The organism is Ruoffia sp. FAM 24228 (assembly GCF_045528575.1).
GTDB lineage: Bacteria > Bacillota > Bacilli > Lactobacillales > Aerococcaceae > Ruoffia > Ruoffia halotolerans.
The window spans coordinates 19,311-27,032 of record NZ_JBGQQZ010000032.1 but is presented as its reverse complement, the minus strand read 5'-3'; the positions used below and the strand labels follow the sequence as shown (position 1 = coordinate 27,032).

Here is a 7,722-nt window from a genome sequence, read left to right as displayed (position 1 = left end):
GGTGAATTAACCATATCAGAAAGGGGGTCTTTTTTCATCACCTAATGGGTGATGAAGCAGATTACTTTAAAGACTATTAAATCAATGTTAGGAAAGACTATTAGTAAAACTATGAATTATTCAGGTTTATATAACAAAGTAACTTTTTTTGTTTGAAGTAAAATGAATACTTATCATTATACGAGGTATATCATTTTACAATATGATGTCAGATGATATACTAGTAATATAAATTAGAAAAATTTTAGGAGGAAATTATATGGATTTTTCATCATTCTTTGCGACACTTGGCGCAATGTTACCAGGAATTATCGGAACACTATTACTATTAGTTTTAGCTCTAATTCTTGCTTGGGGACTTAAACGTCTAACAATTAAAGGACTAGAGAAGGTTGGTTTTAGTCGCCGTACACAATCATGGGGCATGGCTAAGACAGAAGAGGAAGGTCAGCAGTATACTGAAACGGTTGGATCAATCGTTTACTTTGCGACATTGTTATTCTTCTTACCTGGAATTTTAAACGGTTTAAATGTGGGTGGCGTTATGGACCCAATCGTGAACATGTTTAATAAATTCTTTAGCTATATTCCGAACATTTTAACAGCGATTGTTATTCTAGTCGCTGGTGCTTACTTCTGTAAGTTCGTTAAAAAGCTTGTTCGCAACCTATTATTAAGTTTAAACATTGATAAATGGTATGCAAAACTAACGGGTAGTACAACAGGTGCTGATGTCAATGAAGGTCAGATTGCAGAAGTACTTGCGACAGTTGTTTATGTGTTAATCTTTATCCCAATTTTAACTGTAGCACTTGAAACATTAGGTATTCAATCAATTTCAGAACCGATTGTAGCAGTATTAAATCAAATCTTAAGTGCTATTCCTAATATCATTACAGCTGCTGTATTACTAATTATTGGTGGTGTTGTAGCGAAATTATTAGGTGACTTAATTGAAAACTTACTAGCAACAACAGGTGTTGATAAATACTCACGTTACTTAAACTTCCGTTCAGAAGTTTCTGACGTTAAAATTTCAAACATTACAGCAGCAGTTGTTAAAGGTGTGTTGATGTTATTCTTCTTAGTTGAAGCAATTTCTGTATTAAACTTAGAAGTTCTTAATACCATTGGTGCAGCAATCATTGCTTACATCCCATTAGTATTAAGCGCGATTATCATCTTAGCAGTTGCATTAATCGGTGGAAACATCTTAGCTAACTTTATTTCAAAAGCAACTGGTAACAAGTTATTTGGTGAAGTCATCCGTTACGCGATTATCATTTTAGGAGCATTCATGATCTTAGAACAATTACATATCGCTCAAACAATTGTTAATGCTGGATTCATTATTATCCTTGGTGCAGCTGGTCTAGCAGTAGCGTTAGCCTTTGGTTTAGGTGGACGCGACTTTGCGGCTCGCCAATTAAACAAAGCGGATAAAGCCATTGACGAAGAGATTGACAAAGCTGAAGATAATAACAACCATACAATTTAAACTATTGATAGAAGTCGGCTAAACTTTAGTCGGCTTCTTTTTTGTGCAAAATAGTGTAGTAGGATGTTCAACTGGAGAAATATAAAAAAATTCTTCCAGCTGAAGTGTTTAACTGGAAGAATCTAAACAAATTCCTAAATTTAAACTTACCAACACTATCTTTTGCACAAAACTGTCCTAAAAGAGTATAATAAACTAAAACAACAATGGAGGGATTAGAATGCCTTTTGTACGAATTCAATCTAAAGAAGGACGCACACCAGAACAGAAAGAAACTTTAGCAAAAGCAATCATTGAATCGATGATTGAGCAAGGCTATGCGAATAAGGAAGCGATTAGCGTCATCTTTGAAGATATGGCTAAAGAAGACTTTTACAGTGGAAAAGACTACTAAAGACACAAATGCCCCTTGAGAACCTCAGGTCTCAAGGGGTATTTTTATGCATTCAATATGATGCTCATCGATTGATCAACAGATGATTCATAGGTTGCACCAAATTTGTGTAGATGAACCATTAATAAGTAAAGGCGGTAGAACTCGATGCGTAATTCTGAACCTTCAGAAAGTGGGTAAGCTTCATCATAAGCAGCGTAGAAGTCAGAATTAAAGCCACCAAATACTTTAGTCGCACCCAAATCAAATTCGCGGTCACCGTACATAGAAGCGGGGTCAAATAAAGCAGGACTACCGTCAGACAAGAACATATAGTTACCTGCCCATAAGTCACCATGCAATAATGACGGGTCACTTTTGTGTCGAGTTAACTCATCCACCATAATTTGTCTTACTTGTTGATAAGTATCGCTTTGACGTTGATTCCATTTATTGTTATCCACAAGCAGCCTGTGAAGTTTGTCCATCCGTCTTTCGACGAAAAGCTCAAGCCAAGAATCAGTCCATGAATTATCGAACTGAATGTCAGCTCCTTCATAAGGAGCGTCAAAGCCGTATAAGCCGTCATCAGAGTGATACTGATGCAATTGGGCAACCATTCTTCCTAATTCACGTTGATTCCCATTTTGACCTTCCTCGAGGTAGCTAAGTAATAAATAAGCATCACCTTGGTTTTCACCTGAATCAATCACTTGCGGTACAGTGATTCCAGCTTTAGCCATTTCTTCTAACCCTGCGATCTCACCTGTATAAAAGTCTGCACTGCGACCCGCTTGGACGAGTAAGAAGTAAGGTTTAGAATTTGTTTCCACTCGAAAGGCTTGGTTTACATCGCCTCCTGATACAGGGATGATTTCTTGAATTGAATCGATAGGTAATACATCTTTCCAGTTATGACTCATTGAATAAGCGCCTCCTTCTTGATTATTCAATATATTCATCTTTAGTGATAACCTCATCTGGCGTTTCAAAGCCTTCTTTTTGGTCTTGTTCAAAGTTTTCTTCAATGATTTGTGGTGGGCTAATATGTTTCGTCCAGAAGCCTCCGTGAATGTATTTTGCATCATATGAGATGAAAAATGCGTTCGGGTTTAGTTCATTAATTGTGTTACGCAAAGCTTTCTCAGTAGAACGTGGCGTGAGAATCGTTAAGACTAACCGGTTTCCATTCCGTCCGTAACCAGGTTGAATTGTCACCCCATAGCCACGTTCCCTTAAAGAATCCGCCAGCACATGGTTGTCGTCTTCTGTGAATACTTGCATCACTGAATAACCTAAAGCAATCCGGTTCTCCACTAACATACCTAAGTAAATCCCAACGCCAAAACCTAAAGCGTAAAAGATGAGGTACATGATGTTTTCTTCAATGTATGACATCACCATTGACAAGCCGAGAGTGTAGATCGTTATTTCGATAATAGCTAAGATCGGAGCAAGGTTTCGGTAACCTCGCATCGTCAGTAATGTTCGAATCGTATTTAACATAATATATACTAAGTTGATGGCAAAAATTTGTCCTAATACAAGCCAGTTCATAAATCAAAGGCCTCCTTTTAATAATCTCTAAAGTAAATGTTACAGTAAATTAAATTTTATGTAAATTAACTCGCTGTTTGTAGCTATATTTATAGGTTATGATAAAATAAGTTATCATTTGAAAAGAGGTAATACTATGAAGAAAAGGTTAAAGCAATTAGCAGTTCTTATTGTATTGTTTTGGTCTTGGCATGCTGTATGGCTCTACTTCCATTTAGATATTGGAGACACCCCTGTAGCCAGCGATGTGATTATTGTCCCTGAAGGTGGAGATGGGCGCGAAGATCAAGCTGGCCGACTATTACTCGATGGTTATTCACTATCCGACCGAATTATTGTCTCACCTCTTTATGGAGAGAACTTAAATCTTTTACCTCACTATCAAAATGCAGGTGTGAGAGAAGATCAGATTATCGCTGAAAATGAAGCAACAAGTACTTACACAAATGCAGTAAATACATTAAATTTAATGGAAGAAAATGGTTGGAACTCTGCTTTGGTCGTCACATCTGATTACCATACGAGACGGACACGCATGATTTATGAGCGAGTAAACCGTCATTATGACTTTGATCTAACTTATATTTCAGCTTACGTCTATACGAACGAGGGTGAAGTCATTACTTATCTTGATACACCTGGTCTTCGCAGTGCAGGGCGTCGTGAAATTTACAAATATTATGGTTACCTATTTGGCTTATATCACTTCTTGGATTTAGATTAATAGTCATTTCTTTAGACTTTGGAATCTAGAAGCGGTATTATGTATTTTCTAGAAAATTGAATAGGGGGATTACATGTCAGAAAATTACAATATTGATAAGGTGAAGTTTGTTGCTGCTATTGGAGTAGTACTCATTCATGTATTTGCATTTATCGATTCAGCATATAATAAACCTTTGATTGAACTACAATGGCCTCGCGCTATATTTAATTACGCTGTACCTTTGTTCTTCGCAATTACAGGTTATATATTGTCAAGCCGAACAAATGCATACATGTTAAAGTACGCAGGCAGTGTTTTGCGTTTATTTATTTCTATTTCATTATTTTATTACGTGGTGTCTTTGCTCATGGCAGGCCTCGAAGCTTGGCTGTATGAAGAGCCTGTCATAGATGCTGTGATGATCATCTTCCGTTCTAAAACGTGGCGACAATTTGCGCAAGGAACGATTGGATCTTACCATTTGTGGTACTTATGGGCGAGCTTTCTAGGTATCTCGTGCCTGTATGGCTTAAATAAGATAATCAACTCACCAAGAATCTTAATCTTAAGTGTATTTGTCTTATATCTTGTGTCACTTTACTGTCTTCAAAATGGTCTGTTAACTGATATATTACGTTACGGAGGCTTCCCAAAAGCCTTAATGTATACAAGTATCGGCTATTATGTAGGGGTGCAAGGGGATTACTGGAAATATAACTGGCGTGTCTTAATTGGTTGGATATTTGTCTATGTTGTTACTTTTGGCTTTTTCTACCAAGGAGAATATATTGAATTATTATTTATTCCTGTGATTTACTTAGTGATTACTTTCTTTAATCGATACAAAGGTGAAGAAACAGTGATTGCGAAATTAGGGGATTACTCGGACCAAATTTATCTCTTACATGCTTTGGGTATTAATGTATACGGCCTATTGCTATTCGTCTTTCCCAAGCTTCAGATTCACTCACTTCCGATTCGCGTTGTGTTGATTACATTGTTCGCTACTGTATTTTCGCTTCTGGTATATATACCACTCAACCGATTTTATTTGGAACCGATGCAACAGTGGTTAAAGAAACTGCGCTTCAAATTTAATGATAATAGCAAACCAAACAATAAAATAGATTTAACTCAGAGCACATCGAATTCATAAATCCGATGTGTTTTTGGGTTATCTGATGATTTTTGCTGTTAATTCCATATTTTCGATTGAATTCGCTAAAAGTAAGTAAAAAATCATCTGACCTCTCCGTAATCACATTTTATTTACAAAAAAAGTAGCATTTTCAATGAAATATCATTACATTAACAGTTGTACATAATATTAAAAATGGTATAATTGGTACGGTTTTATCTATCTTTGTAAATATTTCGAAAGGGGAATCATTTTTTATGAACGGAAAATTCTTTAACCTAATGCAAACATTAGGTAGATCTTTCATGTTACCGATCGCTTTATTACCGGTAGCTGGTCTGTTTCTTGGTATTGGTGCAACCATTACTGGGGACGCATTTATTGCACAGTGGGGCTTAGAAAGTATTCTAGGCGAAGGTACAATCCTTAACGGGATCTTAAGTATCTTGACTGATGTTGGAGACATTATTTTTGGAAATCTGGCATTGTTATTCGCAATTGCGGTGTCGAGTAGTTTAGCTACTGCCCGTAAAGAGGTTGCGGCACTTTCAGCCGTTATTGGTTACTTAGTCATGTATCAATCAATTACTAGTACGTTGGCAAACTTTGGTGACATTGAGTCGTTAAAAGAGATCAACGGTTTAGTTGGTTCAGTCTTAGGTTTTGAAGAAACATTGAATACAGGAGTATTCGGTGGGATTATTATCGGTTTAGTTGTTGCTTACTTACACAACAAATTCTACCGTGTTAAATTCCCAGATGCTTTATCATTCTTCGCGGGAACTCACTTTGTTCCAATTATCTCAACCGTTGCTGCTTTAATCGTTGGTGCAATCTTAGCCTTCGTTTGGCCATTCATCGGTGGAGGAATTGCTTGGTTAGGTGAGACAATCGCAGGATCTGGTCCAATTGGTGGGTTCTTCTACGGTTACGTATACCGTGCATTAATTCCATTCGGTTTACACCACGTGTTCTACTTACCATTCTGGCAAACAGCTATGGGTGGTTCTATTGAGGTTGCTGGTGAAGTAGTTAACGGAGCGCAAAACATTGTCTTCGCTCAATTACAAAATGGTGATGTTATTAGTCCAGGAGCGGCTAAATACTTCTCATTCGCATTCCCAATGATGTTAGTTGGTTTCCCAGCTGCAGCATTAGCAATGTACCATACAGCTAAACCTGAACGTAAAGATGATGTTAAGGGACTCTTATTCTCAAGTTCATTAACTTCGTTCGTAACAGGTATTACAGAGCCGATTGAATTCGCAATTCTATTCGCCTCACCTGTATTATACTTCGGAGTGAATGCGGTATTAGCAGGTCTATCGGTTGTTATTGTTGAATTATTAAATATCGGGGTTGGGTTTACCTTCTCTGCTGGTTTCCTAGACTTCTTCTTATACGGTATGTTACCGGGTAATGAGAGAACTAACTGGATTATCTTAGCGATTTATTCAATTATTTGGGGTCTAGTTTACTACTTCCTATTCCGCTGGGCGATTACGAAATTCGACTTAAAAACACCCGGTCGTGAAGACGATGAAGAAGAAACTCGTTTACGTAGTAAAGATGAGTATCGTGAAGAGCATGGTATTGGTCAAACGGCTAAAACAACAACCACTTCATCTACAGGTGAATTAACTGAAGATGAGTTACGCTCACAACAAATTTTAGAAGGTCTTGGTGGACAAGACAACTTAGCTAGCTTTACTAACTGTGCAACACGTCTACGTGTAACAGTTGAAGATGGTGAGCAAGTGAATCAAGCACAATTACGTCGTACAGGAGCTGCTGGAGTTACTGTAAGTGGTAAATCTGTACAAGTTATCTATGGTACTCAAGTTGGTGGAATTGCGACTGACTTAGAAGATTATATTAACCGTGTTAACAAAGGTGAAATTCAAGTCACTGAAGCTACTTCTCAAGAAGCAGAAGTAGTTGTGGATGAAGAGCCAAAAGCAACTCCAGCAAAAGAAGAAACTAAACAAACAGTTGAAGGAATCGCAAGTCCATTAACAGGTCGTGTGGTTGCTTTAACAGATGTTCCAGATGCAGCTTTTGCAAGTGAAGCATTAGGTAAAGGGGCAGCAATTGAGCCAACAGTTGGTGAAGTTGTATCACCAGTTAATGGTAAAGTTGTTACTGTATTCCCAACAGGTCATGCGATTGGTTTACAAACTGAAGCTGGCGCTGAAATCTTAATTCACATCGGGCTTGATACAGTTAATTTAGACGGTAAAGGCTTCAATGTGTTAGTTGATGCAGACGAAGAAGTAACTGTTGGACAAAAATTAGTTGAATTCGATATCGATCTAATTAAAGAAGCTGGTTACTCAACAATTACACCTGTTGTTGTAACAAACACAGCAAACTATAACAATGTCTCTGCTTCTGAGTTAGAAACAGTTAACGCAGGTGACGAGTTAATTACAATTGATTAATGATTGGAA

7 protein-coding genes are annotated in these 7,722 nt (G+C 37.4%); 5 read left to right on the top strand and 2 right to left on the bottom strand.

Annotated features, from left to right (window positions below):
- Positions 1–259: 259 nt before the first annotated feature.
- On the top strand, positions 260–1,498 hold the full coding sequence (locus ACEN33_RS07045; RefSeq protein ID WP_407090943.1) for a mechanosensitive ion channel: 1,239 nt from the start codon (positions 260–262) through the stop codon (positions 1,496–1,498).
- Positions 1,499–1,718: 220 nt separating this feature from the next.
- On the top strand, positions 1,719–1,892 hold the full coding sequence (locus ACEN33_RS07040; protein ID WP_338487665.1) for a tautomerase family protein: 174 nt from the start codon (positions 1,719–1,721) through the stop codon (positions 1,890–1,892).
- A 44-nt stretch (positions 1,893–1,936) separates the two neighbouring features.
- On the opposite strand, the gene ACEN33_RS07035 is transcribed toward ACEN33_RS07040, so the two are convergent.
- Complete coding sequence (locus tag ACEN33_RS07035) at positions 1,937–2,794, bottom strand: fructosamine kinase family protein (RefSeq protein WP_407094797.1); 858 nt, start codon at positions 2,792–2,794, stop codon at positions 1,937–1,939.
- A 22-nt stretch (positions 2,795–2,816) separates the two neighbouring features.
- Entirely contained in the window at positions 2,817–3,428 is a 612-nt protein-coding gene (locus ACEN33_RS07030) for a DUF2179 domain-containing protein (protein ID WP_407094795.1), read from the bottom strand.
- A 136-nt stretch (positions 3,429–3,564) separates the two neighbouring features.
- On the opposite strand from ACEN33_RS07030, the gene ACEN33_RS07025 reads away from it, so the two are divergent.
- From ACEN33_RS07025 to ACEN33_RS07015, 3 genes are all read left to right on the top strand, one after another.
- Positions 3,565–4,152, top strand: coding sequence for a YdcF family protein (locus ACEN33_RS07025; RefSeq protein ID WP_407094794.1), 588 nt, complete (start codon positions 3,565–3,567; stop codon positions 4,150–4,152).
- 73 nt (positions 4,153–4,225) lie between these two features.
- Positions 4,226–5,290 carry an acyltransferase family protein gene (locus ACEN33_RS07020; protein ID WP_407094793.1) on the top strand — a complete coding sequence of 355 codons (1,065 nt, stop codon included), beginning with the start codon at positions 4,226–4,228 and terminating at the stop codon, positions 5,288–5,290.
- Positions 5,291–5,529: 239 nt separating this feature from the next.
- On the top strand, positions 5,530–7,713 hold the full coding sequence (locus ACEN33_RS07015) for a glucose PTS transporter subunit IIA (protein WP_407094792.1): 2,184 nt from the start codon (positions 5,530–5,532) through the stop codon (positions 7,711–7,713).
- The last annotated feature ends 9 nt before the right edge of the window (positions 7,714–7,722 follow it).

Excerpts from the sequence above, each read along its gene's own strand:
- ACEN33_RS07045 (WP_407090943.1), top strand. The coding sequence starts at position 260 with ATGGATTTTTCATCATTCTTTGCGACACTTGGCGCAATGTTACCAGGA.
- ACEN33_RS07040 (WP_338487665.1), top strand. The coding sequence starts at position 1,719 with ATGCCTTTTGTACGAATTCAATCTAAAGAAGGACGCACACCAGAACAG.
- ACEN33_RS07035 (WP_407094797.1), bottom strand. The coding sequence starts at position 2,794 with ATGAGTCATAACTGGAAAGATGTATTACCTATCGATTCAATTCAAGAA.
- ACEN33_RS07030 (WP_407094795.1), bottom strand. The coding sequence starts at position 3,428 with ATGAACTGGCTTGTATTAGGACAAATTTTTGCCATCAACTTAGTATAT.
- ACEN33_RS07025 (WP_407094794.1), top strand. The coding sequence starts at position 3,565 with ATGAAGAAAAGGTTAAAGCAATTAGCAGTTCTTATTGTATTGTTTTGG.
- ACEN33_RS07020 (WP_407094793.1), top strand. The coding sequence starts at position 4,226 with ATGTCAGAAAATTACAATATTGATAAGGTGAAGTTTGTTGCTGCTATT.
- ACEN33_RS07015 (WP_407094792.1), top strand. The coding sequence starts at position 5,530 with ATGAACGGAAAATTCTTTAACCTAATGCAAACATTAGGTAGATCTTTC.